Source organism: Aeromonas sp. 602396, assembly GCF_049173735.1.
GTDB classification, from domain to species: Bacteria; Pseudomonadota; Gammaproteobacteria; order Enterobacterales; family Aeromonadaceae; genus Aeromonas; species Aeromonas veronii_A.
Window position 1 is genome coordinate 71,021 of record NZ_JAAKSD010000013.1, and the last position, 25,950, is coordinate 96,970.

24 protein-coding genes are annotated in these 25,950 nt (G+C 58.9%); 5 read left to right on the forward strand and 19 right to left on the reverse strand.

Features of this window, described 5'->3' with window-relative positions; genetic code table 11:
- Window positions 1–80: 80 nt before the first annotated feature.
- From flhB to G5229_RS15520, 17 genes are all read right to left on the reverse strand, one after another.
- Window positions 81–1,211 carry a flagellar biosynthesis protein FlhB gene (flhB, locus tag G5229_RS15440; protein WP_216951807.1) on the reverse strand — a complete coding sequence of 377 codons (1,131 nt, stop codon included), beginning with the start codon at window positions 1,209–1,211 and terminating at the stop codon, window positions 81–83.
- Window positions 1,204–2,001, reverse strand: coding sequence for a flagellar biosynthetic protein FliR (fliR, locus tag G5229_RS15445; protein WP_216951808.1), 798 nt, complete (start codon window positions 1,999–2,001; stop codon window positions 1,204–1,206). The genes flhB and fliR overlap by 8 nt, the downstream gene beginning before the upstream one ends.
- Window positions 1,998–2,267, reverse strand: coding sequence for a flagellar biosynthesis protein FliQ (gene fliQ / locus G5229_RS15450; protein WP_005334727.1), 270 nt, complete (start codon window positions 2,265–2,267; stop codon window positions 1,998–2,000). Before fliQ ends, fliR begins: the two co-directional genes overlap by 4 nt.
- Window positions 2,268–2,292: 25 nt before the next feature.
- Window positions 2,293–3,066: a flagellar type III secretion system pore protein FliP gene (gene fliP, locus G5229_RS15455; protein ID WP_421209533.1), complete on the reverse strand. Its 774-nt coding sequence runs from the start codon at window positions 3,064–3,066 to the stop codon at window positions 2,293–2,295.
- Entirely contained in the window at window positions 3,053–3,433 is a 381-nt protein-coding gene (gene fliO / locus G5229_RS15460) for a flagellar biosynthetic protein FliO (RefSeq protein ID WP_421209535.1), read from the reverse strand. The genes fliP and fliO overlap by 14 nt, the downstream gene beginning before the upstream one ends.
- Window positions 3,430–3,822: a flagellar motor switch protein FliN gene (gene fliN / locus G5229_RS15465; RefSeq protein WP_005343964.1), complete on the reverse strand. Its 393-nt coding sequence runs from the start codon at window positions 3,820–3,822 to the stop codon at window positions 3,430–3,432. Before fliN ends, fliO begins: the two co-directional genes overlap by 4 nt.
- A 49-nt stretch (window positions 3,823–3,871) precedes the next feature.
- Window positions 3,872–4,942 (reverse strand): flagellar motor switch protein FliM, encoded by a 1,071-nt coding sequence (fliM, locus tag G5229_RS15470; protein ID WP_005343961.1) that lies wholly within the window; start codon window positions 4,940–4,942, stop codon window positions 3,872–3,874.
- A gap of 7 nt (window positions 4,943–4,949) precedes the next feature.
- Window positions 4,950–5,465, reverse strand: coding sequence for a flagellar basal body-associated protein FliL (fliL, locus tag G5229_RS15475; protein WP_227341088.1), 516 nt, complete (start codon window positions 5,463–5,465; stop codon window positions 4,950–4,952).
- Window positions 5,466–5,522: 57 nt separating this feature from the next.
- Window positions 5,523–7,460, reverse strand: a complete 1,938-nt coding sequence (locus tag G5229_RS15480) for a flagellar hook-length control protein FliK (protein WP_421209537.1) — start codon at window positions 7,458–7,460, stop codon at window positions 5,523–5,525.
- A 67-nt stretch (window positions 7,461–7,527) separates the two neighbouring features.
- Window positions 7,528–7,968 carry a flagellar export protein FliJ gene (gene fliJ, locus G5229_RS15485; protein ID WP_421209539.1) on the reverse strand — a complete coding sequence of 147 codons (441 nt, stop codon included), beginning with the start codon at window positions 7,966–7,968 and terminating at the stop codon, window positions 7,528–7,530.
- Window positions 7,969–7,995: 27 nt separating this feature from the next.
- Complete coding sequence (fliI, locus tag G5229_RS15490; RefSeq protein WP_421209541.1) at window positions 7,996–9,327, reverse strand: flagellar protein export ATPase FliI; 1,332 nt, start codon at window positions 9,325–9,327, stop codon at window positions 7,996–7,998.
- A gap of 52 nt (window positions 9,328–9,379) precedes the next feature.
- Window positions 9,380–10,198 (reverse strand): flagellar assembly protein FliH, encoded by an 819-nt coding sequence (fliH, locus tag G5229_RS15495; protein WP_421206214.1) that lies wholly within the window; start codon window positions 10,196–10,198, stop codon window positions 9,380–9,382.
- A 68-nt stretch (window positions 10,199–10,266) separates the two neighbouring features.
- Entirely contained in the window at window positions 10,267–11,328 is a 1,062-nt protein-coding gene (fliG, locus tag G5229_RS15500) for a flagellar motor switch protein FliG (protein ID WP_216951816.1), read from the reverse strand.
- Window positions 11,321–13,027 (reverse strand): flagellar basal-body MS-ring/collar protein FliF, encoded by a 1,707-nt coding sequence (fliF, locus tag G5229_RS15505; protein WP_266134068.1) that lies wholly within the window; start codon window positions 13,025–13,027, stop codon window positions 11,321–11,323. The genes fliG and fliF overlap by 8 nt, the downstream gene beginning before the upstream one ends.
- 45 nt (window positions 13,028–13,072) lie before the next feature.
- Window positions 13,073–13,390 (reverse strand): flagellar hook-basal body complex protein FliE, encoded by a 318-nt coding sequence (gene fliE, locus G5229_RS15510; RefSeq protein ID WP_042011636.1) that lies wholly within the window; start codon window positions 13,388–13,390, stop codon window positions 13,073–13,075.
- Between the two features lie 347 nt (window positions 13,391–13,737).
- Entirely contained in the window at window positions 13,738–16,842 is a 3,105-nt protein-coding gene (locus tag G5229_RS15515) for an efflux RND transporter permease subunit (protein ID WP_421209543.1), read from the reverse strand.
- Window positions 16,842–17,891 carry an efflux RND transporter periplasmic adaptor subunit gene (locus G5229_RS15520; RefSeq protein WP_421209545.1) on the reverse strand — a complete coding sequence of 350 codons (1,050 nt, stop codon included), beginning with the start codon at window positions 17,889–17,891 and terminating at the stop codon, window positions 16,842–16,844. The genes G5229_RS15515 and G5229_RS15520 overlap by 1 nt, the downstream gene beginning before the upstream one ends.
- Window positions 17,892–18,090: 199 nt before the next feature.
- Between G5229_RS15520 and G5229_RS15525 the strand changes: the two genes are divergently transcribed.
- Window positions 18,091–19,629 carry a sensor domain-containing diguanylate cyclase gene (locus tag G5229_RS15525; protein WP_421209547.1) on the forward strand — a complete coding sequence of 513 codons (1,539 nt, stop codon included), beginning with the start codon at window positions 18,091–18,093 and terminating at the stop codon, window positions 19,627–19,629.
- 46 nt (window positions 19,630–19,675) lie between these two features.
- Window positions 19,676–20,551 (forward strand): patatin-like phospholipase family protein, encoded by an 876-nt coding sequence (locus G5229_RS15530; RefSeq protein WP_100654262.1) that lies wholly within the window; start codon window positions 19,676–19,678, stop codon window positions 20,549–20,551.
- A gap of 72 nt (window positions 20,552–20,623) precedes the next feature.
- Here G5229_RS15530 and G5229_RS15535 read toward each other — a convergent pair whose 3' ends face one another.
- Both G5229_RS15535 and G5229_RS15540 read right to left on the reverse strand, forming a co-directional pair.
- Window positions 20,624–21,964, reverse strand: coding sequence for an APC family permease (locus G5229_RS15535; RefSeq protein WP_005338365.1), 1,341 nt, complete (start codon window positions 21,962–21,964; stop codon window positions 20,624–20,626).
- Window positions 21,965–22,162: 198 nt separating this feature from the next.
- Complete coding sequence (locus G5229_RS15540; RefSeq protein ID WP_005338367.1) at window positions 22,163–22,429, reverse strand: helix-turn-helix domain-containing protein; 267 nt, start codon at window positions 22,427–22,429, stop codon at window positions 22,163–22,165.
- 258 nt (window positions 22,430–22,687) lie between these two features.
- On the opposite strand from G5229_RS15540, the gene G5229_RS15545 reads away from it, so the two are divergent.
- The 3 genes from G5229_RS15545 to ompA (G5229_RS15555) all read left to right on the forward strand — a co-directional run bounded on the left by G5229_RS15545 (window position 22,688) and on the right by ompA (G5229_RS15555) (window position 25,923).
- A complete protein-coding gene (locus tag G5229_RS15545) occupies window positions 22,688–23,284 on the forward strand; it encodes a hypothetical protein (RefSeq protein ID WP_279460454.1) in 597 nt (198 codons plus the stop codon).
- A 308-nt stretch (window positions 23,285–23,592) separates the two neighbouring features.
- Window positions 23,593–24,612 carry a porin OmpA gene (ompA, locus tag G5229_RS15550; RefSeq protein ID WP_266134073.1) on the forward strand — a complete coding sequence of 340 codons (1,020 nt, stop codon included), beginning with the start codon at window positions 23,593–23,595 and terminating at the stop codon, window positions 24,610–24,612.
- A gap of 312 nt (window positions 24,613–24,924) precedes the next feature.
- Complete coding sequence (gene ompA, locus G5229_RS15555) at window positions 24,925–25,923, forward strand: porin OmpA (RefSeq protein ID WP_266134074.1); 999 nt, start codon at window positions 24,925–24,927, stop codon at window positions 25,921–25,923.
- Window positions 25,924–25,950 lie beyond the last annotated feature (27 nt).

A 25,950-nucleotide genomic window follows, 5' to 3' on the forward strand; every position in this document is an offset into this window, starting at 1 on the left:
GCCAGATTAAAGCAAACATTAAGCCAATAATGCAACACATTGAAATACAATGAATTTATTTTGACAACGTCAGAACTTTGTCATTTGCGATATTCGGTCGGAATGGGCAGATCTTTAGCCAGCGGCTGAGGACGGCGCCCCTGGCCACGGCGGAATTTCTTGAGCTGGAAGACATAGGCCAGAACCTGGGCAACCGCCGCAAACAACCCTTCCGGGATCTCGTGGCCCAACTCGGTAGAGTGGTAGATAGCCCGGGTCAAGGCCGGTGACGGCATGATGGGTATCTCGTATTCTCTAGCTATCTCCCTGATCTTCATTGCAATTTCATCAGTTCCCTTGGCCAAGACCTTGGGCGCGGCACCGGGTTTGCCCGCATCATACTTGAGCGCTACCGAGTAGTGAGTCGGGTTGGTGATCACCACATCAGCCTTGGGTACATCCCCCATCATCCGGCGCATCGCCATCTGCATCTGCAACTGGCGGATCTTGCCCTTTACCTCGGGTTTACCCTCGCTATCCTTGAACTCGTCCTTCACCTCCTGCTTGGTCATCTTGAGCTGACGCATATGGTTCCATTTTTGGAACGGCACATCGATGGCCACAATAGGCAACAGGGCACAGCAAAGAATGATCAGCATCCACAAAAAAAGGTCGAGGGCATCTATAATCCCGCCGGGGAATCCCTCCATGGAGAGGTTGAGCAGATGATCAAACTGGCTGGAGAGCATCCACCAGGCAAACAGGGTGATGAACACCACCTTGGCGATGGACTTGACAAGCTCAATCAGTGACTGCACCCCAAACATCCGCTTGAACCCGCTGATGGGGCTCATCTTGCTGAATTTCGGCATCATTGCTTCAGTGGAGAAGTTCATCCCCCCCATCAGGATATTGCCGATAAAAGCTGCAATAGCGACCAGAGCGAATAGCAATCCGAGCGGAAACACCAGTTCCCCCAGCAGCGCCGGCACCATGGCAACCATGGCATTGGGATCGAAAGCCTGCTCTCTGTTCAGCGTGAAGCCCATGGTCACCACCTTGAGCATGGCGTTCGCCAGGTAACCCTTGATAAACAGCAGGCCAAATACGGCTGACAACAGCACACTGGCTGTTCCCAGCTCCTTTGAACGTGCAATCTGCCCTTTTTCACGGGCCTGTTGCAGTCGTTTGCCCGTGGGTTGTTCGGTACGTTCCTGGTCGGTATCAGCCATTGACACCTCCGAAACATTGGGTGTCAATCAGCTCGCAACTGACCTCCTGCACCCGCTCCCACAAGGTGTCGAAATGGCCGAGGAACCCGCCGATCGTAAGCCAGAGGATAAGCAAACCCGACATCATGCTGACGGCAAAACCGATACTGAAAATATTGAGCTGGGGGGCTGCCCGGGTCATCACGCCAAAAGCGAAGTTGATAAGCAACAGCGCCACGATGGCAGAGAGGGCCATCACCAGCGAGGCCTGATACATGACCCCCAGGAACGCGCTCAGGGTTTGCATAGAAGAGAGTGACAGACCGCTATCGGAGATGGGTAGCGTCTCAAAACTGAGGATAACCAGGCGTAGCATCACCAGATGACCATCAAGCGCCAGAAATACCAGAGTCGCCAGCATCAGATAAAACTGACCGACCACAGGGGCCGACTGGCCATTCATCGGATCCACCAGGGTGGCAAAACCCAGACTGGTTTGCATGGCTATCACCTGCCCCGCCATCACGAAGCTTTCCATCAGAAACTGGGTCATCAACCCCAGCGCAATACCGATCAGCAGCTGCTGGCCCAAGACCAGAAAACTGCCGGCAGAGAAGAGCTCCACTGGGGGCATGGGAGGGAGCAGAGGAGCAACCAGAAACGTCACGGCTACCGCCAGCCCCAACCTGATCCGAGCGGCGACCAGCCGGCTGCCAAATACCGCCATCACCATGAAAAGGCTGCTTATTCTAGCCAGTGGCCAGAGAATGGACGACAACCACTCCATGATCAGAGCGGTGGTATAGGTCACCCCACCACCTCGGGAATTTGATTGACCATCAGGATGAAGAAGTCCATCAGACTCTGCATTCCCCAGTGAGCACCAATCCCTAGGGCCAAAAGGGTCACGATGAGACGGGGCAGAAAGCTCAAGGTCTGTTCGTTGATGGAGGTGGCGGCCTGAAAGATGGCTACCACCAACCCGATAGCAAGGCTGGGCAGGATCACGGCGCTGACCATGATATTGACCAGCCAGAGCGCCTCACGAAATACATCGACAAAGGTTTCTGGACTCATGTTCGGGCTCCTTGCATGGGACCGGTTAACCGGCACCCAGTCCGAAACTGTTGGCCAGCGAACCCAGGATCAGGTTCCAGCCATCCACCATCACAAACAGCATCAGTTTGAAAGGCAACGAGACGATCATCGGCGAGAGCATCATCATCCCCATCGCCATCAAGATACTGGCGACCACCAGATCGATGACCAGAAACGGCAAGAACAGCATAAAGCCAATCTGGAAGGCTGTTTTCAGTTCGCTGGTGACAAAGGCCGGGATCAGCACCCGCAGCGGCACATCGGCAGGCTTCTCCACCTGCACGTTGGCGATCTCCATAAAAGTATTGAGATCCTTGATCCGGGTCTGGGCCAGCATGAACTGGTGGATGGGCAATTCAGCCCGTTCCAGCGCCTCCTTGGCCTCAATGGTTTCGGCCAGATAGGGCTGCAGTGCCTCGTCATTTATGCGATCCAGCACAGGCGACATGATGAAGAACGACATGAACAAGGCTATGCCGATCAACACCTGATTGGAGGGGCTCTGTTGCAGACCGATCGCCTGACGCAAGATACCCAACACTATGATGATACGGGTAAACGAGGTCATCATGATGACCATTGCCGGCAGGAATGAAAGTGCCGTCATCAACGCCAGCACCTGCAGGGTCAGGCTGTACTCCTGAGAGCCATCCCCCATGGTCTTGACGGTCACTGCCGACATGCCGTCCTGCGCCAACGCAGGCCAGGCGCAAAGCAGCGAAATCAACAGGCTGGCCAGCAATCCGCTTTGCCACAACAAGCCGTTAGTTTTTTTCATGTTTGCCCATCAACTTACCCAGCTGCTGGGAAAATGCCTGCGGCTGCTGTTCGTCCAGCGGCTCCTCCAGCCGATAGAGAAAGTTGACCTGCTGCGGCGTTACGCCGACCAGCAGCTGCTGCTCACCCACCTTGACCACCAGCAACTTCTCCTTGTAGCCCACAGGCAGCGTAGCAATCACTCTCATCTGCCCGCCCCCCATGGCGGTGGCAATTTTGCTCTTCTTGAGCAAGAAACCCAGCACCAGAATAAGCCCGAGCACCATCAGGCTGGAGAGCAGCCAGGAACTCAGGCTGGGAGGGTTGGCGGCCCCCCCCACCTCGGCAAACACCGGCAATGGCAGCCACAACAGCAGCAGACGCATCATTTGAGTTTCTTAATCCGTTCAATCTGGCTGATGACGTCGGTCAGGCGAATACCGAACTTGTCGTTCACCACCACCACCTCGCCGTGAGCGATCAGGGTACCGTTAACCAGCACGTCGAGGGGCTCGCCCGCCACCCTATCCAGCTCCACGACCGAGCCCTGGTTGAGCTGCAGCAGGTTACGAATGCTAATCTGGCTGCGACCGACCTCCATCGAGATGGTGACCGGAATATCCAGAATGGTGTCAAGCTTGCGCCGCTCCTCGGCACTGATAGGGGCATCGTCCTTGAGCTCTTCCAGCGGGGCCGGTTTGGCTTCCGCCGTCACCTGCTCCTCCAGTGCTGCCGCCCAGGCATCAGCCATCAGATCCTCTTCCTCTGTTCCGCTCATCTTGTTTCCTTATGCCACTTCGTGACGATCAATAACTGCAAACCGTCGATTAACGCTGTTGTTCTTCGATGCTGCGCTCAAGCTCTTCAAGCTCGGCCTCACCATCGATACGTACACCACCCCGGGTCACCAGATGCATCTCGGTCTTGACCCCTTCCGGGCGCTTGAGCTTGTCGGTGATCTTGAGTGCCACATTCTCCTTGGTCCGCCCCATCTTGGCATGGAAGGTGGGCAAATCTTCCACGTAGACCAGCAAATGTTCGGGCATGTCGACCGGAATAATATCTCCCGGCTGCAGCTCCATCAGTTCACGCAGAGTGAGTTCGGTCTCCAGCAGTTTGGCCCTCAACTCGACCTTTACATCCATGATCTCGTCACGAAGTGCTTTGCTCCAGCGCACGTCTGTGTCACCCTTGTCACTCTGTACACCGGCATCGAGCAGTTCACGGATCGGCTCCAGCATGGAGTAGGGCATGGCCACGTGGAAATCGCCGCCGCCACCATCGAGTTCGATGTGAAACGAGCTCACCACAATCACTTCGGTCGGGCTGACGATGTTGGCCATCGCCGGGTTCACTTCAGAGTCGAGATACTCGAACCCTACGTCCATCACCGGCGCCCAGGCATCCTTGTAATCCTCAAACACCAGTTTGAGCAGCATCTGGATGATCCGTCGCTCGGTCGGCGTGAACTCGCGCCCCTCAATCTTGGCGTGGTAGCGCCCGTCACCACCGAAGAAGTTCTCCACCAGGATGAAAACCAGTCGTGCCTCCATGGTGATGAGTGCGGTTCCTTTCAATGGCCGGAAACGCACCATATTGAGGCTGGTCGGCACGAACAGGGTGTGAACATACTCACCAAACTTCAGCATCTGCACCCCGTTGATGGAGACCTCGGCGGTACGACGCATCATGTTGAACAGGCTGATCCGCATGTGGCGAGCAAAACGTTCGTTCACCAGCTCCAGGGTCGGCATCCGGCCACGGACGATGCGGTCCTGGGAGGAGAAGTCAAACTGGGCAACGCCGGGGTCTCCGGCGCCGCCTATCTCTTCCTCTTCGACATCATCGACACCGTGCAAGAGGGCATCAATTTCGTCCTGACTTAACAGATCGCTCACGCTTCACCTACTGCATTACAAAGCCGGTAAACAGCACTTGTTCGATAACGGGGGAAGAGACCAGGTCCTTAAGCACCCGACGGCACTCTTCCAGTGAATCCTTGCGCAGCTTCTCCTTGCCTTCAAAGGTCATCAGCTGTTCGGCACTGGCTGCACTGAACACCCGCAGCAAGGTGCCTTCAATCAGGGGTATATTCTGTTTGGCCAGCGTCTCGTCGGCGGTGCCGCGCACCATCAGCTGGATCTTGATCTGCACCAGTCGATCCCGCTGGGCTCCCGCGACGTTGAAGACAAAGGGACGCGGCATCCCGACATAAAGGGATGGCTGGGGTGCTTCCACCTTGGGTTTGGCCTCGGCGCCCTCCGCCGCTTCGGCAGGGGGGGTATCCGAGCCGGACAGCATAAGCCAGGCGCCAGCTCCACCACCGCCCAGCAAAATGACCGCCAGGGCAATGATAATAATCAGCTTCTTTTTCTTGCCCGCAGCCGGGTCTTTTAGCGTCAATTCGTTATCGTCAGCCATCCCTTGTCCACCCTAGTCTCAAACTTGTTCGATATCATAAACTTACTCGGGATTGCATCAAGCATAGAAATCTATTCCTGAACCGTTTGTCGATTCCACCGACAAATTGGGGTTGGTCGTAGTGACCTCCCCGTCAAGATGGCTATGACCGGAGTGTCCCTCTCCTGATTGTCCCTGCCCGGCAAACGCCGACTGACCCTGCTGTTGTTGCTGCGGTGACTGTTGTGACTGCTGCTGCACCTGGGTCTGGCCAAGCTGGATCCCCTGCCCCGCCAGCATTTCACGCAGACGGGGCATCGCCTGCTCCAGCATCTCACGGGTCTGTCCGTGCTGGACTACAAAATGGACGCTCGCCTGGCTGGATGCGTCGATCTGGATCTTGATCTTCATCTTGCCAAGGCCGATGGGGTCTAGCTGAAGCTCGGCCTGCTGCAGCTTGTCGGCCAGCATCAGGTTTACCTTCTGGTGCAATTCGGCGGGTGCTTCCTGACTAGACAGTTTCAAATGGGGTAAATTCTGCGGTTCACGGCGCAACGTGCCCTCAGCGGCGGGCGCCCGGCTGTCGGCCACCTGGGGCTGAGGCTGGCTGTTCTGGCCATGCTGTACAGTCTGGCTCTGGCTGCTCTCGCTGCTCGATGTCGTAGCGACAAGACTCTTCTCAGACTCACCGGCCTTCGGTTTTACCTCAAGCGAAACCGCTTTGCGCACCTCGTCGGTGCCCGTCACTTCCATCTGCCTGATCCCGGCTGAAATGCTCGACAGCGGTGCTTGCGGCCCCTGAGATTCGGCCTGCGCCAACACCTGCTGCGGCGCCACCATCACGGGTGCGGCAGCGCTATCGGTCTGAGTCGTCACATTTGGCGTCACGCTGCTCTGGGCTGTGGCACTTTGCACTGTCGTCACTTGCGCCGCACCTGGATTGGAGGATGTGGTTGTCGCTGCCTGCTGTCCCCCCTCGGCGCTACTCTTATCAGCTCCCTTGCCAGCCCCATTAGCGATGCTCTCTACGGCAGTAGAAGTGGTTGAGCTACCCGCATCTGGTTGTTTGCCCCCCTCACCGAATGCCTTGAGCACCGCCCCCTGAATCGCGGCTTGAGCAGCTTGTCCCTTGCCGGTCACGACGCTGCTGGCAGCGGGGTCGGATTTGCTGTCATCTCCCTCTTTCACTGCGGGTGACTCACCACTATTTGCCGCATTGGCGGACGCCTCAACCGGCAACACCCTGGCCAGTTGGGCCATCCGCTCAGCCCCCGTAAGGAGCTTGGTGAGCTTGCCATCTGCCCCGAGAGTTTCACCCTTGGCAGAGACTTTCTCCCCGGGCTGACCATCTTGGGTGGCGGCGGCATCCTTCCCCTCAGAAGTGTTGGGAGCGGAGGACAGTACGGCGGTCGAGGCGTCGCCCTGCTCAATCACTCCTCCTGCAGAGAGTGAAACCGGAGTTTCAAGGGAAGATTTACCAGTCGTAGCCAGAAGCGACTGCGCCCCGTTCTGACCGGCAAGCTGGCTGGCAATTCTGGCAGCGGCAGGGGTCTGCTCGCCGTCATCAAGCGCAATCCCCTCCAGATCACCCTCTTGCGGCAACGGATTGCCGTCTACCGCAGTGGCGCTCTGTTGGGCCGCCACCGCCAGCTGGGGTGTCACTAGCGAGGTATCGAGCTTGAGGGAGTCTTGCAGGCGCAGTAGAAAGTCGGTGGCAGGGACCTCCTCCACCTTGTTGTCGGCGTCAGGATCCTGCTCCTTGCCGGTCTCCTCTTTGGGAGAGGCGCTTTCGGTCGCCAAAGATTTGGCTGATCGGACATGGTTACCGCCCTGAGTGGCCTCGGCGGCGCCCTGTTCGCTGTTCCGGGCCTTGGCAATCAGGGTGGCGAAATCACCCTTGCTGTCGCTACCGGTTCCCCCATCGATACTTTTGCTCTCGACGGAACCGCTCAGAGGCGCTTTGTCCAACCCGTTGGCCGGAGCCGAAGGCGTTTGTGTCAACAGTGTCTGCATCATGATGGGATCCCTGAATTCTGGTGGCCCCCAAAGAGATGGCCGCCGACAATGTCCATATCAAAGCAAGTTACAGGCCAGATTGATGAAAACGTCGCAACATGGCGTACTCATCCAGCATCTTCTGCTCCTGACGCTGGGCTTTCTGCTGCTCGCGGCTCGCCTGCTTCTCCAGCAACAGCTCTACCGCCTTGCGCCGCTGCTGGGCCGCCAGCCACTCTTCACGGCGCTGTTCCAGCGCCTGACGCACCTGCAACACCCCTTCGTACTGCTGGGTCGCTGCCTGTTCGAGCTTGTTGATAAAGGCGTGATACTGGGTATTTTGCTGGGGCGAAATCCCCTGCAGGCCGCGATCGGTCCACTGCTGGTGATAGATCTGGCGGTACTGGTTGAGGGCATTTTGCTGATCCATGAACAGCTTGAGATCCTGCTGCGCCTTCACCAGTGCCAGCGCACACTGCTGCTCCGCTTCCACCAGCCGATCGGCCAACAATAGCAACCCTTTACTCATCGTCGACCTCTCTGTTACCGACCATCATCAGCGCATCAATGGCATCGCCACCATCTGCAAGGCTTGCAGGCCATCATCGTAGTGAATGACCTCGCGCATCCCCTGCTGCAAGAACTGATCCAGATAGGGTTTTTGAATGATGGCACGGTCGATGCGCGGATCGGAACCCTGACTGTAGGCGCCGATGGTGATGAGATCCCGGTTCTGCTGATAGAGGGAGTAGAACTGCTTGAGGGTGCGCGCCAGATCCATATGTTCCTGCGAGGTCACCATGGGCATGACCCGGCTGATGGACTTCTCGATGTCGATGGCCGGATAGTGGCCCGCATCGGCCAGCTCGCGCGACAACACTATGTGGCCATCGAGGATCGCTCGCGCCGCATCGGCAATGGGATCTTGCAGGTCATCCCCCTCAGTCAGGACTGTGAAGAATGCCGTGATGGAGCCCTGGCCGTCACTGCCGTTACCCGCCCGCTCCACCAGCGCCGGTAATTTGGCAAATACCGACGGTGGATAGCCCTTGGTCGCTGGCGGCTCGCCCACCGCCAGTGCGATTTCCCGCTGAGCCTGGGCATAACGGGTGAGGGAGTCCATCAAGAGCAGCACATTAAGCCCCTGATCGCGGAAATACTCGGCGATGGCCAGCGCCGTCTCACACCCCTTTAGCCGCATCAGCGGCGAGGCATCGGCGGGAGCCGCCACCACCACGGAGCGGGCTCTCCCCTCCTCTCCCAGAATGTCTTCGATAAACTCTTTCACTTCCCGGCCCCGTTCACCGATGAGGCCGACCACCACCACATCCGCCACCGAGCCGCGAGTCATCATGCCCAGCAGCACCGATTTACCGACACCGGAACCGGCAAACAGCCCCATCCGCTGGCCCTGCCCCACCGTCAGCACGGCATTGATGGCGCGTACCCCCACGTCCATCGGCTGATGGATCGGGCGGCGAGAGAGCGGGTTGATGCGGTGCTGGGCAAACTGCACCGTCCGGGACGAGATAATGGGGCCGAGGCCATCAAGCGGCTGGCCGATGCCGTCGATGACCCGACCAAGCAGGTTCATGCCAACAGGAATACCGTGCTCTTCGGTGATGGGCACCACACGGGCACCAGGGATAACCCCCTTGAGCTGTTCACTCGGCATAAGATAGAGGCGATCGCCCGAGAACCCCACCACTTCGGCCTCCAGCGTCCCATCCAGGGTATCGATGCGACACAAGGCTCCGATGGCGGCACGGCAGCCGATGGTTTCGAGGGTCAGCCCCACCACCCGGGTCAATTTGCCGGCAACCGGCGGTTTGGGGGCGCTGTCGCGAACCTTGTACCCTTGCAACCGGTTCAGTAGCGAGCCGCTCATCTGGCCTCCTGAGAGCTAAAAAGTGCAGCCGGACGGCAACGTCCGGCATCGGTTATGGGCGTGAGTCCTGCGAAGCCGGTTTCTGCGACGCATTGTCCCGCAAGAAGTTGCGCAGCAACTGATCGATGCGCCCGGAGAGGGTCAGATCGATGCTGGATAGCTCGGTAGCCAGTTGCAGATCGCCGGGGGAGAGGGTGGGATCGCTTTGCAATCGCCAGTGGCGCTTGGCGCACTCGTCGGCGCCAAATGCCTGTTCGATTCGCGCGATATCGTCGGGATGCAACATCAGAGTCACCCCCTGTTCGGCGGCAGGCAGCAAGGCCAGCCCCTCCTTGAGCGCCTCCAGCAGGATGCGGGGCGAGGTCTCTGCTTCATGGCGAATGAGCGCGCGGGCCAGTTGCATCACCAGCGAGACCAGTTGCTGCTCTACCGCCAGATCCAGCGCGCTCAGGGGATTGGCAAGGCGTGCGGCGAGACCCTGCCAGTGGGCGATCTCCTGCTCCACCAGATCGCGCCCCATGGCCAGCCCCTCCTCGCGCCCCTGTTCGAGACCTGCAGCATGACCCTGTTGCAATCCTTCCAGTTTGCCCTCTTCGAGCCCCTTGGCAAAACCGGCCTCGCGCCCTTCGGTCAGTCCCTCTTCCCAGGCGGCCTGACGGATCGCTTCGAGCTCTTCGGCGGTGATGCTGGGGGTCGGCTCCTGCTCGGGTTCCGGCTCCACCACCTCCTCTTCCTGCTGATACCAGTCAGGTGCAAGACCGAGCGCATTGGTCTCGGCCTCAGCCACCACGTCCATTTCGGGCCAGCCCCAGGCCTCTACCCGGGTCTCTTCCCCTTCAGGCCGCACATAACCACGCAGCTTGTTGTTCATCTATTCGCGCCGCTCCTTGCCAAGACAACATACTGGGCGGCAGACAGGTTACATGAGTTGGCCATGGTTTAGAGGAACTCCTCGCCACCGCCGGAACCCAGCATGATCTCGCCGGCATCCGCCAGACGGCGGGCGATGGAGAGGATCTCCTTCTGGGCAGCCTCCACCTCGGAGACCCGGATCGGCCCCATGGCCTCCAGATCGTCTGCCAGCATTTCTGCCGCCCGTTTCGACATGTTCTTGAAGATCTTCTCGCGCATCTGATCGTCGGACCCCTTGAGGGCGCGCTGCAACAGATCCCCAGGCACTTCCCGCAGCAGAGTCTGGATACCGCGATCGTCCACATCGATGAGGTTTTCGAACACGAACATCAAATCCTGGATCTGCTGGCTCATCTCTTCGTCCGACTCGCGGATGGAGTCCATCAACTGGCCTTCGATATTGGTATCCAGATAGTTCATGATGTTGGCGGCTGCCTTCAGGCCGCCCATCTTGGCTGCCTGGGCACCGGCCGCACCGGCGAACTGTTTCTCCATGATGTCGTTCAACTCTTGCAGTGCCGCCGGTTGTACCTCTTCGAGGTTGGCGATACGCATCACCAGATCGAGGCGCACCTGCTCCGGGAACTGGCTCAGGATCTCGGCGGACTGCTCCGGCTCCAGATAGGAGAGCACTATGGTCTGGATCTGCGGGTGTTCGTTCTGGATGATGCTGGCCACCTGACGGGCATCCATCCACTTGAGCGAATCGAGGCCACGGGCGCCGGAACCGAGAATGATCTGGTCCACCAGATTGCTCGCCTTGTCCTCGCCAAGGGCCGCCACCAACGCCTTGCGCACAAAGTCTTCACTACCGATACCTATGTTGGTGTACTTCTGGATATCGTCGATGAATTGACGGTGCACCGCCGCCACCCGATCGTGACTGAAATCGGACATGGAGGCCATCGACATACCGAGCCGCTGCACCTGCTTGGGTTCGAGATGGCGGAAGATCTGGGCGGCATCCTCTTCGTTGAGGCTCAACATCAATACAGCCGCCATCTCCATACCGGACATCTGATCCAGCAACTGGCGCTGGCTGTCGGTAATGTCGTTGCCGGTCACCTGGCTTTTAGTTTCTTCAGGCATCTTTGGTTACCCACTCTTTAATGACCTGAGCGGCCAGATCCGGTTCGTTCGCCACCAGCGCACGCACCGCCTTGAGCAAATCTTCGTCACGGTGCAGATCCGGCAGTTTCAGCTGACCATCGCGCACCCCGAATACCTGCTCTCCCTCAACCTGGGCTGCCAGCAAGCTGAGCTCGTCGTCACCACCCAATACGGTGTGGTTGTCAAAGTCAACTTCCCCTTCCGGCTTGGCATCCGGATAGAGCAACCGCTTGAGCATGGGGCGAACCACGGTGACGATCAAGACAATAATCACCAGTACCGAGGCGGCAATCCGTACCGCACGCCAGAACCAGGGCTGATCGTAGAGCGGCACCTCGGCCACGGTATCAAGCTCGGGACGATTGAACGGAATGGCGACCACCTCGAGGGTATCACCACGGGTCACATCAAAGCCAAGGCCACCGCTCAGCAAACGGCGCAGGGTATCGAGTTCCGCCTGGGTGCGCGCTTCGCGGGTCACAGCCCCGTCGGCACCGGGCACCGCCTTGTAATCCACCGCGACCGAGACGGTCATGCGGCGAATGCCCCCCATCTGACGCCGGGTATGGCTGACGGTGGTATCCAGTTCGAAGTTGCGGGTCGCCTCTTTGCGAGAACGCCCCGAGGCAGCAGCGCTGGCCCCATCACCGCCAGTGGCCTGTTCAGGAATATTGGATGCGGCAGGGGGCTGGTTGCTGAGAGCCCCCGGCACTCCGCCATTGCTGCCGCCGGAGCTGTTCTCTTCCAACGTCATCTCGGAGCGCACTGCAGGCAGATCCGGGTTGTAGGTTTTGCGGGTCTGCTCCTGCTGGGAGAAGTCGAGGGAGAGATCCACTTCCGCCGTATAATTGTCGGCGCCAAGCACCGGGATCAGAATGGCGTCAATTTTTTGCTTGTACTCCAGCTCCTGCTTCTGCTGCATCGCAAATTCCTTGCGCGTCTGGGCAGAGACGGGATCCTGGGAGCCGGAATTAAGCAGGCGGCCATTCTGGTCGGTGACGGTGACACGAGTCGGCTCCAGGCCATGTACCGCAGAGGCCACCATATCGACGATGGAGTCCACCTCCCCCTGCCCCAGTGCCGCCCCTTTCAGGTTGAGTACCACGGTAGCACTGGGCTTGCGCTCGTTGCGGGCAAAGACGTTATCTTTGGGGATGGCCAGCAGCACCTGGGCCTTGGCCACATTCTGGAACTGTTCAATGGCGCTCGCCAACTGGCGCTCGCGACTCAACTTGAGGCGCTCGGCCTCCATCCGCTGGCTGACACCGAAACTGGAGTCCTTGAGCAGAATATCCTCTCCACCATTGGCTACATCGGCCGCATTGGTGAGGCCGGCCCGGGTCAGTGCCAACCGGATACTGGCAAAGTTCTCGGCACTGACCAGCACGCTCTTGCCATCGACCTCATAGGGGATCTTCTGCTGATCGAGAAAGTCGAGGGTCTTGACCAGCTCCTGAGTGGTATAGGTGCCAAGAGGGCGCATATCCGGCTCCTTGCCCCACAGCAGGATGAAGACGGCGATGGCCAGGCAGATGGCAAGCCCCAGGATCAGAGTGATCTGGCGCAGTACATCGGTATTGGACAAGAATCCCAGTGCCGAGCTCTTCTGCTCGTTGGCATCGAGGGCGGCGGTGCCCTCATCGTTTATCAGCAGATCGCCATTTTGGTCAGTAGCCACGATTTATGTCCTTATTGCTGACATGTCATGATGCACGGTCATCGCTCAGACCGGCATATTCATGATGGTTTTGTAGGCATCAACCATCTTGTTGCGCACTTGCACCGTCGCCTCAAAGGCGATGGAGGATTTTTGGCCCGCGATCATCACCTCGGCCAGATCCACCGACTTGTCGCCCATATCGAAACGGGTGCGCAGATCATTGGCTGCGCCCTGCAACTCGTTGACGTTACCGAGCGCCTGCTGCAACAGCAGGCCAAAATCGGAGGTCACCTGACGGCCAGGCTGTGACAGCGGGGTTGCACCGGCCTCTACCTTGAGAGCCTGCATCTCTTGCATCAGGCTGCTTGCACTAATTTCCATTTTCTGTCCCCAGACAAATCATTGACGCTGACGGACCAAAAGCAATAAAAGTGCCAATTAGGTAAAAACGATCTCAAGCCGCAGAAATGGAGGGGAAAAAGAGATGATGAGGGGGATCGGGGAATAGGCCGCTTCACGCACGGCACGGCTCCGTAACCGGCCACACCGTAGAACCGTGATGTTTGTCGAGCCACTTGACCAGTGGTTTGTTGTGAAGATTAACCACTCGACGGGCTATCAGTCCGAGGGGATGGCGCGTGCAGAGCCGGCTATCGGGCTCTGCACGCTTGCGGGTGCGGACTGATACGCTCCGCGGCCCCAGTCAAAGCTGGCATCGGACACTGCCGTTATGGCTCAGAAGTGTCCCCCCTGGCGGCCAGCGCCTCATCTACCTGCTGATCCCGCTGCCCGGTCATGCTGGCGTGACGGGCGATCAGGTGGTAGGTGGCGGGCACCACCAGCAGGGTAACCAGGGTCGCCAGGGAGAGACCGAAGAAGACCACGGTCCCCACCGCCATCCGGCTCTCGTAGCCAGCCCCCATGGAGAGCATCAGCGGCACAGCGCCGATGATGGCGGTGAGCGAGGTCATCAGGATCGGCCGCAGACGGCGCACCGAACCCGCGATGATCGCCTCTTCGAATCCTTCACCGCGCTGACGCAACTGGTTGATGAACTCGACGATGAGAATACCGTTCTTGGTCACCATGCCGATCAGCATGATCATCCCGATCTGGCTGTAGATGCTCATCTCCTGCCCCGTCAACCAGAGGCCAAGTAGACCGCCGAAGATGCCGAGCGGCACCGTCATCATCACCACGGTCGGGGTGAGGGTGCTCTCGAACTGGGCCACCAGCACCAGATAGACCACCAGCAGGGCGAGGCCGAAGACCATCGCCATCTCCCCCTGATTGTCGCGGTAATCCTTGGAGTCACCGGCGTAATCCACCGTCATACCGCTCGGCAGATGCTCGTTGGCCCAGCCATCGAGGAAGTCGAGCGCCTCGCCCAGAGTGTGATCCGGTGCCACATCGGCGGTCAGGGTCACCGCCTTCTGGCGTTGATAGTGGTTGAGGCGGTTGGCGGTCGCCACCTGCTTGACCGTCGCCAGCGTCGAAAGGCTCACCATCTCGCCATTGGCCGCCTTCAGGTAGATGCGGCCGAGATCCGAGATGCCGTTGAACTCCTTCTGGTTGGCGCGCAGGTAGACGTCATACTCCTCGCCCCTGTCCACATAGGTGGTCTTGCTCACCCCGCCCAGCATCGCCTGCAGAGTGCTGGCAACGGTGGAGACCGGTATGCCGAGCTGGCTGGCGCTGTCACGTGAGACGGTCACCTGCAGCTCCGGCGTTTTCTCGGCGTAGTCGAGATCCGGGCTTATCATCAGGCCGCTCGCCTGCGCCGCTTTTTGCAGCGCCAGCCCCTGCTGGTAGAGCTCGGCATAGTCGTTGCCCTGCAGCACGAACTGCACCGCAGCGGTAGAGCCGCCACGAAAGCCTGGCTGGAAGGTGCGGATCATCACGTCGGGAATAACCGACAGCTTGGCCCCGAGCGAGCGGGAGAACTGGGTGGCGGTGATGTCGCGCTCGGCCCAGTCGGTGAGCTGGATAATCACCATACCAGTCTGATCGCCGCCACGGCCAAAGGCGGGTGTACTGAAGCTCATCGCCTTGACCACCCCCTGGCCCAACATCGGCATGATGGTCGATTCTACCTGCTGCATGTTGCGCTTCATCCGCTCGATGCTGGTCCCCTCCGCCCCCTTGACGAAGACGAAGACCACACCGCGATCCTCGGTCGGGGTGAGACTGCTAGGCAGCTGGGTAAAGAGGGCACCGATACCGGCCAGACAGAGCAGCAGCGCCAGCGGCATCCAGCGGGAGCGACGAAGCAGCCCCTGCAGCAGGTGACGATAGTGCCCCTCCATCCGGCCCAAAGCGCGATCGAGGGCCGCCGTCAGCCGGTTCGGCTTGTCGAGCGGGCGCATCAGCCAGGATCCCATGGCTGGCGTGAGGGTCAGCGCCACCAGCGAGGAGCAAAGCACCGCCAACGAAAGCAACATCGCAAACTCGGTAAAGAGCCTGCCCACCATACCATCCATAAACGCGATGGGAATAAAGACCATTACCAGCACGGCGGTGGTAGCGATGACCGCAAAGCCCACCTCGCGGGTGCCGTGCCAGGCCGCCAGCAAGGGGGGCTCACCCCGCTGCAGATGGTGGTGAATGTTCTCCACCACCACGATGGCATCATCCACCACCAGACCGATGGCGAGAATAAGCGCCAGCAGGGTGATGAGGTTGATGGAAAAACCGAGATACCAGGCGCCGATAAAGGCGGAGATGAGCGACACCGGGACCGTGATGGCCGGAATGAGTGTGGTGCGCCCCTGCCCGAGGAACAGATAGAGCACTGCCACCACCAGCACGGCACAGATGGCCAGTGTTTCATATACCTCGTCGATGGCCTGCTTGATAAAGATGGTGGAGTCGTAGTCAACCTCAAGGGTGGCCCCCTCCGGCAGGAAGCGCTGCATCTCCACCAGCTTCTTCTCCACCCCCTGTGCCACCGCCAGCGGGTTGGCTGTGGACTGGGCGACGATGCCGATACCCAGACTCTCCTTACCATTGCGCTGGTAGGCACTGTCTTCGTTCTTGGCTCCCACCTCCACATCGGCAATATCGGCCAGATAGACACTCTGACCGTTGGTCGCGGTACGGACCTGCAACTGCTGGAAATCTTCGGCGGTGTGGTAGAGCCGGGCAATCTGCACCGACATGGTCATGGAGTTGTTGCGGATCTCGCCACCCGGCAGCTCGATGTTCTCGCGCTTGAGGGCATCCTGCACATCCGCCACCGTCACGCCGCGGGCCGCCATATCGGCCGGCCTCAACCGCACATACATCACCTGCGTCAGATCGCCGGAGAGCGCCACTTCACTCACCCCGTCCACCAGGCTCAAGGGGTCGACCAGCACCCGGTTGGCGTAGTCGGTCATGGCGGTGCGATCCATCTGGCTGCTGCTGAAGTTGAGCCAGACCGCCACGTCACCGCTGCCGCTATCCTTGGTCACCAGCGGTTCGTCGGCATCCTCCGGCAGCTTGCTCTTGGCGCGAGTCAGGGCGTCGCGCACATCGGAGACCCCCTCCACCATGTTCCAGCCAAGCTTGAACTCCACCGTGATCATCGAGCGCCCCTTGCGAGTCACCGAGTTGATATTCTTGATACCGCTGATGCCGGAGAGCTGATCCTCGATGGGCTTGGTGACCTGACTCTCCATCACTGCGGGAGCCGCTCCCTCGTAGGTGGTGGTGATGGAGACCGACGGGATCTGCACGTCCGGCATCTCCCGCACCGTCAATTTGCTAAAAGCGACCAGACCGAACACGCTGAGCAGGGCGCTGAGCACCACCGCCACCAGCGGTCGGCGTACTGAGATATCGGAGAGCCACATCAGCCATTTACCTCCGCCAGATCGTGCACCTTGGCACCATCACGCAAGTTGACCAGCCCCTCGACCACGATGCGATCGCCGACTTTCAGCCCCTCGGTAACCCAGACAGTCTCACCCTCGGTCTCGCCGAGCACCACTGGCACCCGCTTGACCCGGCCATCGGCCTCAAGGCGATAGACGAAACGCTGCTCGCCGGCGTACTCCACCGACTGGGCAGGGATCAGAGTGAGCTGGCGGAAGGGGAGCAAGAGCTCCACGTTGAGCAGCATGCCCGGGCGCAACTGGCCGTTATTATTGGGTAACTCGACCCTCGCCTTGATGTTCTGGGTCTCGTTGGAGATACGGCTATCGAGGGTGGTGAGGGTGCCGTTAAAGCGCTGATCCGGCCAGGCTGCGCTGGTCGCTGTCACCGCCATGCCGGGGCGCAGCAGGGAAAGGTAGCGCTCCGGCACTGCCAGATCGAGGCGCAGGGTGTCGATATCGTCGAGGTGCAACAGGGTATCGCCGCTATTGACCAGGGCCCCTTCGCTCAAATCAATCAGGCTCACGGTACCGGCAAAGGGAGCTGTGAGAGTGCGCTGGGAGAGTTCGTAACGGGCGGCATCGACCCGCGCCTGCACCTGATCAACGGTGGCCTCCTGCCCCTCCAACACCGACTGGGTGACGGCTCCACGGGCGACCAGCTTGCGCATCTCGGTCAGCTTGCGATTCTCGTCGCGCAGACTGGCACTCTGCTCGGCCAGCTCCGCCTGTTGCTTGCCCGCATCCAGCGCGACCAGCGTATCGCCCTTGTTGACCTGCTGACCCGACTGCACCGCAATCTTGACCAGGCGCCCGGTCACCTCGGGAGTGATCACCACCGAGTGGTTGGCCGCCAGTTTACCTACCAGCTTGAGAGTCGGCTCGGCCAGACTCTGCTTGACGGTCTGGGTACGAATATTTATCTCGCGGGAAGGGGCTTTGGCTGCTGGTTGCAAGTGGCCAACCGCCCACCAGATGGCCGCTACCAGAGAGAGCAGGCCGAGGCCAATCCAGATACGCATTTTCATCAAACAATCCATGAAGTGTTAAGAAGGGGAAATCTGAGTGGGGGCCATTTTAGCCCCAGACTATGCCGTGACTATGTATAAATGTGACAAAACGTAACAGGTGCATGGTGAACTCACCCGGTTTCAGGTAGTTCAGTTTGTTTTCACACCACATCGCATACACTAACGACAATTTCCTTCGCAACCCGACTGACTGCCTATGCCCAACATGTCTGTCCACCGTTTTCTCACACGCCTGACCTGGCTCCTGTTCGCCGTGGTCATCCTGCTGATTGGTTTGACTTTGTGGCAAAGCCTGAAACAGATTGAACGCCTCTATCAAAGCGATACCCTCAACAGTGCCATCTACCTGCGGGATCGGTTCAAACGGACCGAAGTATTTCTGGAGGCGATGCGCGGGCAGGCTGAGGAGCGACTGCGCAGCGACCCCCAGTCGGTGCTCACCCGCCAGCTCTATCGCCATATCGAGGCGCTGCCAGAGGGGCTGGCTCTCGACAAGCTCCCCGGTGATTTGCCTGCCGGACTGGCAGGCAACCTCACCGGTGATGGCCCGCTGCCGCCCCCCGGCAGCGAGCGTGAGGCACGCATTCATCTGGCCCTGAGCCTCTCCCCCTTGCTTGCCACCGCCAGCCAGCGCCTTGGCAACGAGATCGCCTGGGTCTACTTCACCGGTGTGGACAACTTTATCTATCTCTACCCTTGGCAACCCTCCAGCCGGTTTCGCTTTTATCCCACCATCTACCAGAAGAGCTTCTGGCAAGATGCGCTGCACAGCACCAATCCGGACAAGAAGACCGTTCTCTCGCGCCCCTATGAGGACTTTATCGGGCGCGGCCCCATGGTCACCATGTCCCAGCCCCTCTACAAAGAGGGAACTCTGGTGGGAATGATCAACATGGATGTGCTGCTCGCCCGCCTGCAGCAGCAGCTCGATCAGATGACCCCGGCGCTGGGGGAATATCTGCTGCTCAATCAGTACCACCAGGTGCTGGCCAGCAGCGCACACCAGCCCGTGGCGCCGCAAAACACCGAACCGACCGGCGAATATCAATGGCGGCAAGGCACATTGCAGCTGACCATGGCGATACCTGATACCCCGTTGCGGCTGGTGCACAGCGTGACCCTGCTACCGCTGGTGTGGGCCATGCTCTGCCAGTCCGCGCCGACCCTGCTCGCCATCCTCTTTATGCTGCTGGCCGTCCTCTCCAACCTGAGATCCCATCGCCTCAACGAGCGGCTCAACTACCTCTCCTGCCACGATGCCCTTACCGGCGCTTTCAACCGCCACTATGTGGTGCTACTGGAGCAGGCGGGCGACCTGGCCCGGCTGCAAGCGGGGATCCTGATGTTCGATGCAGACCACTTCAAACGAGTCAATGACAACTTTGGCCATGCCGTCGGCGATATCGTGCTAATCCGGCTGGTGCAGATCTGCCAGCAGCAGCTTGGGCCCACAGACCGCCTGATCCGCTGGGGGGGCGAGGAGTTTCTGCTGCTGATTGGCCGCAGTGATGCAACACAGCTCGGCGAGCTGGCGGAGCGACTGAGAAAGGCGGTGGCAGATCACGACTGGGCCGCCATCGAACCCGAGCTAGAGGTCACCATCAGCCTCGGCTATCTCCCCCACCAGGAGAACCTTCCCCTGCACGAAGCGGTACGCCGCGCCGATGTGGCGCTCTATCAGGCCAAGGCCAACGGTCGCAACCGCAGCGAAAGATGGCAGGATGACGCCTCCTGACTCTCGGAGTAAGCTGAGCCCTCAACCCCTTTTTTGGAGGACTGTCGTGCCACGTAAACCCCGCGTTGGGCTCGCTCTCGGGAGCGGCGCCGCCAGAGGATGGGCCCATATCGGCGTCATCCGCGCCCTTGAACGTCTCGGCATCAAACCGGATTTGATCGCTGGCTGCTCCATCGGCAGCTTTGTCGGTGCCGCCTATGCCGCCGGAGAACTGGATCGGCTGGAAACCTGGGTGCGCGGCTTTACCCGCCTGCAGGTGGTCAGCCTGCTCGACCCGGCCCTCTCCGGCGGTCTGTTTCGCGGCGAAAAGGTGTTTGGTCTTGCCGCCAGCCATCTGGGGGATCCCGATCTCGAGAGCCTGCCCATCCCCTTCGCCTGCATCGCCACCGAGCTCGATACCGGCCGCGAGATCTGGCTGCAACAGGGCCCGCTGCGCCAGTCGGTGCGCGCCTCCTGTGGTATGCCGGGGATCCTAACCCCGACCCGGATCAACGACCGCTGGCTGGTCGATGGCGCCGTGGTCAATCCGGTGCCCATCTCGCTGGCCCGCGCCATGGGGGCCGAGGTGGTGATTGCGGTCAACCTCAACACCGATATGCACCAACCCTGGACCGACGAGCCGGATCAACCCGGCAGCGGCGGTCTGCTCAGCCAGTGGCTCAATCGCGGTGAATCCGCGCCAGCCACCCCCGGTCTGTGGAGCGTGATGAGTGGCTCCATCAACATCATGCAGGAGCGGATCACCCGCGCCCGGATGGCCGGTGACCCGCCGGAGATCCAGCTCTGCCCGCGCCTTGGCAGCTTCTCCATCATGGATTTTCATCGCGCCAGCGATGCTATCAACGAGGGGGAAGCCTGTGTCGAGCGCAATCTCGATCAGCTCAAGGATGAACTGGGCCGCCTCGGGTTGCTGGGCAGTTAGTTGTCGACATGCAGCGGTTTACACATGGAAAAAGCGCCATTCGGCGCTTTTTTTTTCAACTTACTTACCCGGTTACTCCTTACGGTAGAAGAGCAACCCGAGCAGAATCACCCCCACAGAGACCAGCAGATAGAGTCCCAGACTGGGATTGGTGATACCGCCATACAGAATGATGAGCGCGCCCAGGGTGGCGCAGGTCGGGATCACAAACCGCTTTATCCAGCCCAACTCGGTAAAGGTGCGCATGTACCAGACATAGAGGAACAGATAGAGGCCATAAATCAGCACGATCGGCATCTCGTCCAGGGCGATGTAACGACCGAATGTCTCGTTGATGCTGCAGTACCACAGCACTGAGTAGATCACCGACAACAGCGCTGCCGCGAGGGCCGAGTTGATTGGCATGTGGTGATGCGGTTCGATACGGCTCATCCACTTGGGGGCTGGCCCCTGATTGCGGATCGCCAGCGAGTAGGGAATACGCATGGTCGCCAATACCAAACCATTGAGGGTGCCGAGGCAGGAGATAATCACGAACACGGTCAAAATGGTCGAGGCAGTCCCGCCAAACAGGCTGGTTGTCGCGAGATTAACCGCGTTATCCCCTTGCGCCACTATCTCGTCCGTCGGCAAGACGCTGGCGATCCCCAGAAAATAGGTGACATAGACCACAAAGACTATCAGGGTGCCAATCACCAGTGCTCTGGGCAGATTCTTCTTGGAATCGCGAATTTCGCTGTTGATGGTCACGGCGGCGATCCACCCCTCATAAGCGAAGGCGGTGGCAACCACGGCCGTGGCCAGCGTGCCTCCGGTGCTTCCTATCCCATCCATTGCCTGCACAAAGTTGGTCACGGTGACACCATTGAGCAAGCCTGAAATGGTGCCCACAATGGCAACCAGGATCAGCGGGATCAACTTGATCAGGGTAGAGCCCACTTGCAGCTTGCCCGCCAGGACCGGGGTGTAGAAGTTGATCAGATAGGTGACCGTCATATAGACAGCCGCCAGTATCCAGGTCGCACCAGAGTTGGTCGGATTATCACTACCAAGCAAGATCATGGTGTACAGAGCGGCGACCCAGGCAAGGATGGCGGAAAGAGGGGCGTAATAGAGTACGCCTTTGAACCACCCCACCAGATAACCAAACATTTTGCCGTATGCCGCTTCGGCATAATCGACGATACCGTTGGACTTTTCGATCCGCTGGGCAAACTCGGCAAACACCAGCGCGCCGAAGATCATCGAAAATGCCCCCAGCGCCCATGCCAGCAGCGCAATGGCCAGATTACCGCCAGTCAGACGCAGTACATCATCGGCCTTGAAGAAGACACCGGAGCCGATCACCACGCCGACCACCATCGCAATGGCAGTCATCAGGCCATAGCGTTTATCCAACTCATTACTGCTCATACCCATACTCCATACGATTGCTCATATCATCCTGAATGTAATAGTGTTCAGGTGGCCAGATACCACCAGGGGCCCACTTTTCGGGGCCGCTTATTCTCGTTGGCCTGCATGGATAATTCAAAGCGTGTTAGATCAAAATATCGATCGGCGACCCAAAAAAATACCGCCCGAAGGCGGCATTTCTATTCACATCGATGATCACGCCTTGGCGAGGTCATCCGGGCCAATCTGGCCGATTTCGGCGACTTTCTTGTCTGCCAGCAGCCAGAGGGTGAACTTGTGCAGATCCGGGTGGTGCGCCAGGGCAACCAGGAAGGCGCCCCCAACTTCACGGTAACCCAGCTCGTAGTTTTTCAGCGTGGTGGGAGGAACACCGAGCAAATCAGCAAACTTCGGACGGCTCAAACCGACCGCTTCACGGATCTGACGGATCTTCTTGCCAACAGTGACGATATTTGAATTCATAATGTTCCATACTCCGTTTGACGGATTAAATCCGTCTTTATTTTTCGCGACGACTCGTAGTCAAGTGTATCAGTTTTGTACGGACTCGTTATGGTCGAGCCTCTATCTTTATGAGCGCCTTTCGGCGACAACCCTTATCTTCAACGGGGGATGGTAATCGCTCAGCTGTCTCAGGTAAACAGTCTCGAAAAGAAACCTTTATTGTTGCCACCAGAATAACTCGTATAATCCGCCAGCTACCCATTAAGAGGAATAAGTATGGCGTTTCCCGGCATTATCTCTCGCCTGCACCCGGTTTCTGACCCGGCCCAATTGCAACAACAGCTCAGTCAAGGTGCACAATATCGTGCCGAAGCATTCTGGCTTCCGGCCTTGATGTCCAGCCAGGCCAGCGAGCTGTTGGCCGCCCTGCCGGAGAGCTGCAGCCTGTTTCTTGAACAGGAATCGCATAACCTACCCTTGCGCAGCCACGATGGTGCCCTGCATAACAATGAAGAGCTCACCACGGTAAATGGCCAGTCTATTGCGCTGGCAAGCGCCCCGGGTGATGGTGGTCTGGTAGCTGAATCGGGCATGTGCGAGATGGCCGACTGGCTGGAGGCGGGACACCGCCACTTCATCTGTTCAGCTGCGGTTCAGCCTGTGGCTCGCGCCATCCTCAACATCTGGCCCCTTGACCCCTATCTGGCCCGACATTTCTTGATGACATTTACCCCCTTGCTGCAGAGCGCAACCCAGGCAGATTACCTTGCGGTCTTTGCCGCCAGAGCGAATCCTGCCAACCCGCATAGCGACTGGGTTCAGGCCTATATGAAGCTGGAAAAGAAACTGCACAGGGCCTATCTGGATCACTAATTAATCTGGATAAACAGCCAGTTAAGGGCACGACACAATTTGCCACAAGGCTCATTTGTGAGCTTGATCATGTTTTAAAATCGGCATAGAGTGCGCCTCGTCATCGGAATGACATCAGTTGCCTGGCAGTGGTTTCTCACGCATTGCGTGCCATGCCAGCGCACTCGACACACCAGGAGAGTGTGCAACCCGGTTATACCGGGTCATCTGCCAGACTCGACGCCAGCCGTACGGCGGAGCCTGCAGCTTACATAAATTACAAAGTGTGAAGCACGTGAATAACGTGCGATCTCAACGAGGATTTTTTTATGATGAAAATGGCTCCTTCCATGATCGCCATCGCCATGGCTGCTCTGGGTGCTACCGCTGCTCACGCCGCTGACGACATCTACTTCGGTGCCGGTGTCGGTGCTACTCACTTCAACGGCCTGAACAAGCTGGAAAGCACCAATGTAGGCCAGGAAGACGCGGCTGCCGCCAACGCCTTCATGGGTTACAACTTCACCGAGAACTTCGGTACCGAACTGGGCTACCAGTACACCGGTCGTGGCAACACCGACGGCAACCGTTACGAGAGCCAGGGCGCCACCCTGTCCGGTATCGCCCGTATGCCGGTTGGCAACGACTTCTCCCTGTTCGCTGAAGGCGGCGCCTACTGGGGTCACACCGATGGTCTGGGTACCAGCGACACTAAAGTTTCCCCGCTGGCTGGCGCCGGTGTGACCTACAAGGTAAATGACGCGCTGGATCTGCAAGCTCGTTACCGCTACATGTGGGACGTGGCTGACCTGCACGCCAACGGTGAGCGTTACAAGGCCAACCAGAGCATCGCTACTCTGGAAGCGGTATACCACCCGTTCCGCACTTCCTACGTAGCTCCGGTAGCTGCTCCGGTAGTTGAAGAAGCGCCGGCTCCTGCTCCGCAAGTGGTAGAGAAGAACTTCGCACTGAACTCAGACGTGCTGTTTGCCTTTGGCAAAGAGACTCTGAAGCCGGAAGGCGTTGCAGCCCTGAATGCGCTGTACCAGCAGATCGTTGAGTTCCAGCCGAAAGATGGCAACGCTGTTGTTGTTGGTTACACCGACCGTATCGGTTCCGACGCGTACAACCAGAAGCTGTCTGAAGCCCGTGCCCGTACCGTTGCCAACTTCCTGGTGAGCAAAGGTATGGCTGCCAGCAAGGTAGCCATCGAAGGTCGTGGCGAAGCCAACCCGGTTACCGGCACCAAGTGCAACGGCGTAACCGCTAAAGCTCAGCTGATCTCCTGCCTGGCTCCGGATCGTCGCGTAGAAGTTCGCGTATCTGGCGTACAAGAAGTTCAGCAATAATCTGACCTCGTTCAAATAATGCAAAAGAAAGGGATGCTGCGGCATCCCTTTTTGTTTGCCTCATTCTCGCTTGCATCATCCCTCACTCCCGCCTCCCTACCCTTGCCTGCCCCGCCCCGAAAGCATAAAGTAGTTGCGCCTGTAAGGTATTGGATAAGCACTAAAAAGCGCTTCTTGTCCGGTCTGTTGTCCATGACGCCACTGCCTCATGAGTGTCCATAAGCCTTCGCTATCCACTTTGCTGGCGGTTTTTTCGCAGCAATAAAAACAAGTGCATTGCCCGACATGGGCTAACACAACGAGGATAAACCGATGAAACTCAAAATGGCTCCTACCCTGATTGCACTGGCGCTCGCCGCCGCAGGAACCACGGCTCAGGCCGCCGATAACTGGTATACCGGTGTCGGTGCCGGTTGGGCTTATGCTCACAACCTGGATGACTTCGGGACAGACACTGACAAGGATGCCACCGCGCTCAATCTGTTCGGCGGCTACAACTTCAACGACTACTACTCGGCAGAACTGGGATACCTCTACGCAGGTAAAGCGGGCGTTGACGGTGCCGATTTCAAAACCCAGGGTGCAACCCTCTCCGGTATCGCCCGCCTGCCACTGGGTGACATCTTCTCGGTGTTTGCCGAAGGTGGTGCCTACTTCAACCACGTCAACGGCAATGGCAACAGCGACAACGGCACTGCGCCGCTGGCGGGTCTGGGCCTGACTGCCAAGCTCTCCGACCTTATCGATGTGCAAGCCCGCTACCGCTACATGTGGAGTCTGGGTGACGAGCAGAAGACCTGGGAGAGCGACATGAGCGTCGCAACCCTGGAGCTGGTGATGCACCCGAACCGCACCACTTACGTGGCCCCCGCTCCGGCACCAGCACCCGAGCCAACCCCAGAGCCTGTGGTGGTTGACAAGAACTTCGCCCTGAGCTCTGACGTGCTGTTTGCCTTTGGCAAATCCACCCTCAAGCCAGAAGGTGTCGCAGCGCTCAACACCCTGTATCAGCAGATCGTCGACGTACAGCCAAAAGATGGCAGTGCCGTGGTCGTCGGTTACACCGACCGTATCGGCACTGACGCCTACAACCAGAAACTCTCCGAAGCACGCGCCCGTACCGTAGCCGACTTCCTGGTTGGCAAGGGCCTGCCGGCTGGCAAAGTTGCCATCGAAGGCCGCGGTGAAGCCAATCCGGTCACAGGCACCCAGTGCAACAGCGTCAAGGGCAAGGCTCAGCTGATCTCCTGCCTGGCGCCGGATCGCCGCGTTGAAGTGCGCGTCACCGGTGTGCAACAAGTCACACAATAATCCTGATCACCTGGATAAGCAGGAGGC

Coding starts and splice junctions, on each gene's coding strand:
- fliG (WP_216951816.1), bottom strand. CDS start 11,328: ATGCCTGAAGAAACTAAAAGCCAGGTGACCGGCAACGACATTACCGAC.
- fliP (WP_421209533.1), bottom strand. CDS start 3,066: ATGAAAAAAACTAACGGCTTGTTGTGGCAAAGCGGATTGCTGGCCAGC.
- flhB (WP_216951807.1), bottom strand. CDS start 1,211: ATGGCTGATACCGACCAGGAACGTACCGAACAACCCACGGGCAAACGA.
- ompA (WP_266134073.1), top strand. CDS start 23,593: ATGATGAAAATGGCTCCTTCCATGATCGCCATCGCCATGGCTGCTCTG.
- G5229_RS15540 (WP_005338367.1), bottom strand. CDS start 22,429: ATGAATTCAAATATCGTCACTGTTGGCAAGAAGATCCGTCAGATCCGT.
- G5229_RS15480 (WP_421209537.1), bottom strand. CDS start 7,460: ATGATGCAGACACTGTTGACACAAACGCCTTCGGCTCCGGCCAACGGG.
- fliL (WP_227341088.1), bottom strand. CDS start 5,465: ATGGCTGACGATAACGAATTGACGCTAAAAGACCCGGCTGCGGGCAAG.
- fliJ (WP_421209539.1), bottom strand. CDS start 7,968: ATGAGTAAAGGGTTGCTATTGTTGGCCGATCGGCTGGTGGAAGCGGAG.
- fliE (WP_042011636.1), bottom strand. CDS start 13,390: ATGGAAATTAGTGCAAGCAGCCTGATGCAAGAGATGCAGGCTCTCAAG.
- fliO (WP_421209535.1), bottom strand. CDS start 3,433: ATGATGCGTCTGCTGCTGTTGTGGCTGCCATTGCCGGTGTTTGCCGAG.
- G5229_RS15515 (WP_421209543.1), bottom strand. CDS start 16,842: ATGTGGCTCTCCGATATCTCAGTACGCCGACCGCTGGTGGCGGTGGTG.
- ompA (WP_266134074.1), top strand. CDS start 24,925: ATGAAACTCAAAATGGCTCCTACCCTGATTGCACTGGCGCTCGCCGCC.
- fliI (WP_421209541.1), bottom strand. CDS start 9,327: ATGAGCGGCTCGCTACTGAACCGGTTGCAAGGGTACAAGGTTCGCGAC.
- G5229_RS15535 (WP_005338365.1), bottom strand. CDS start 21,964: ATGAGCAGTAATGAGTTGGATAAACGCTATGGCCTGATGACTGCCATT.
- fliN (WP_005343964.1), bottom strand. CDS start 3,822: ATGAGCGGAACAGAGGAAGAGGATCTGATGGCTGATGCCTGGGCGGCA.
- fliH (WP_421206214.1), bottom strand. CDS start 10,198: ATGAACAACAAGCTGCGTGGTTATGTGCGGCCTGAAGGGGAAGAGACC.
- G5229_RS15520 (WP_421209545.1), bottom strand. CDS start 17,891: ATGAAAATGCGTATCTGGATTGGCCTCGGCCTGCTCTCTCTGGTAGCG.
- G5229_RS15525 (WP_421209547.1), top strand. CDS start 18,091: ATGCCCAACATGTCTGTCCACCGTTTTCTCACACGCCTGACCTGGCTC.
- fliQ (WP_005334727.1), bottom strand. CDS start 2,267: ATGAGTCCAGAAACCTTTGTCGATGTATTTCGTGAGGCGCTCTGGCTG.
- G5229_RS15545 (WP_279460454.1), top strand. CDS start 22,688: ATGGCGTTTCCCGGCATTATCTCTCGCCTGCACCCGGTTTCTGACCCG.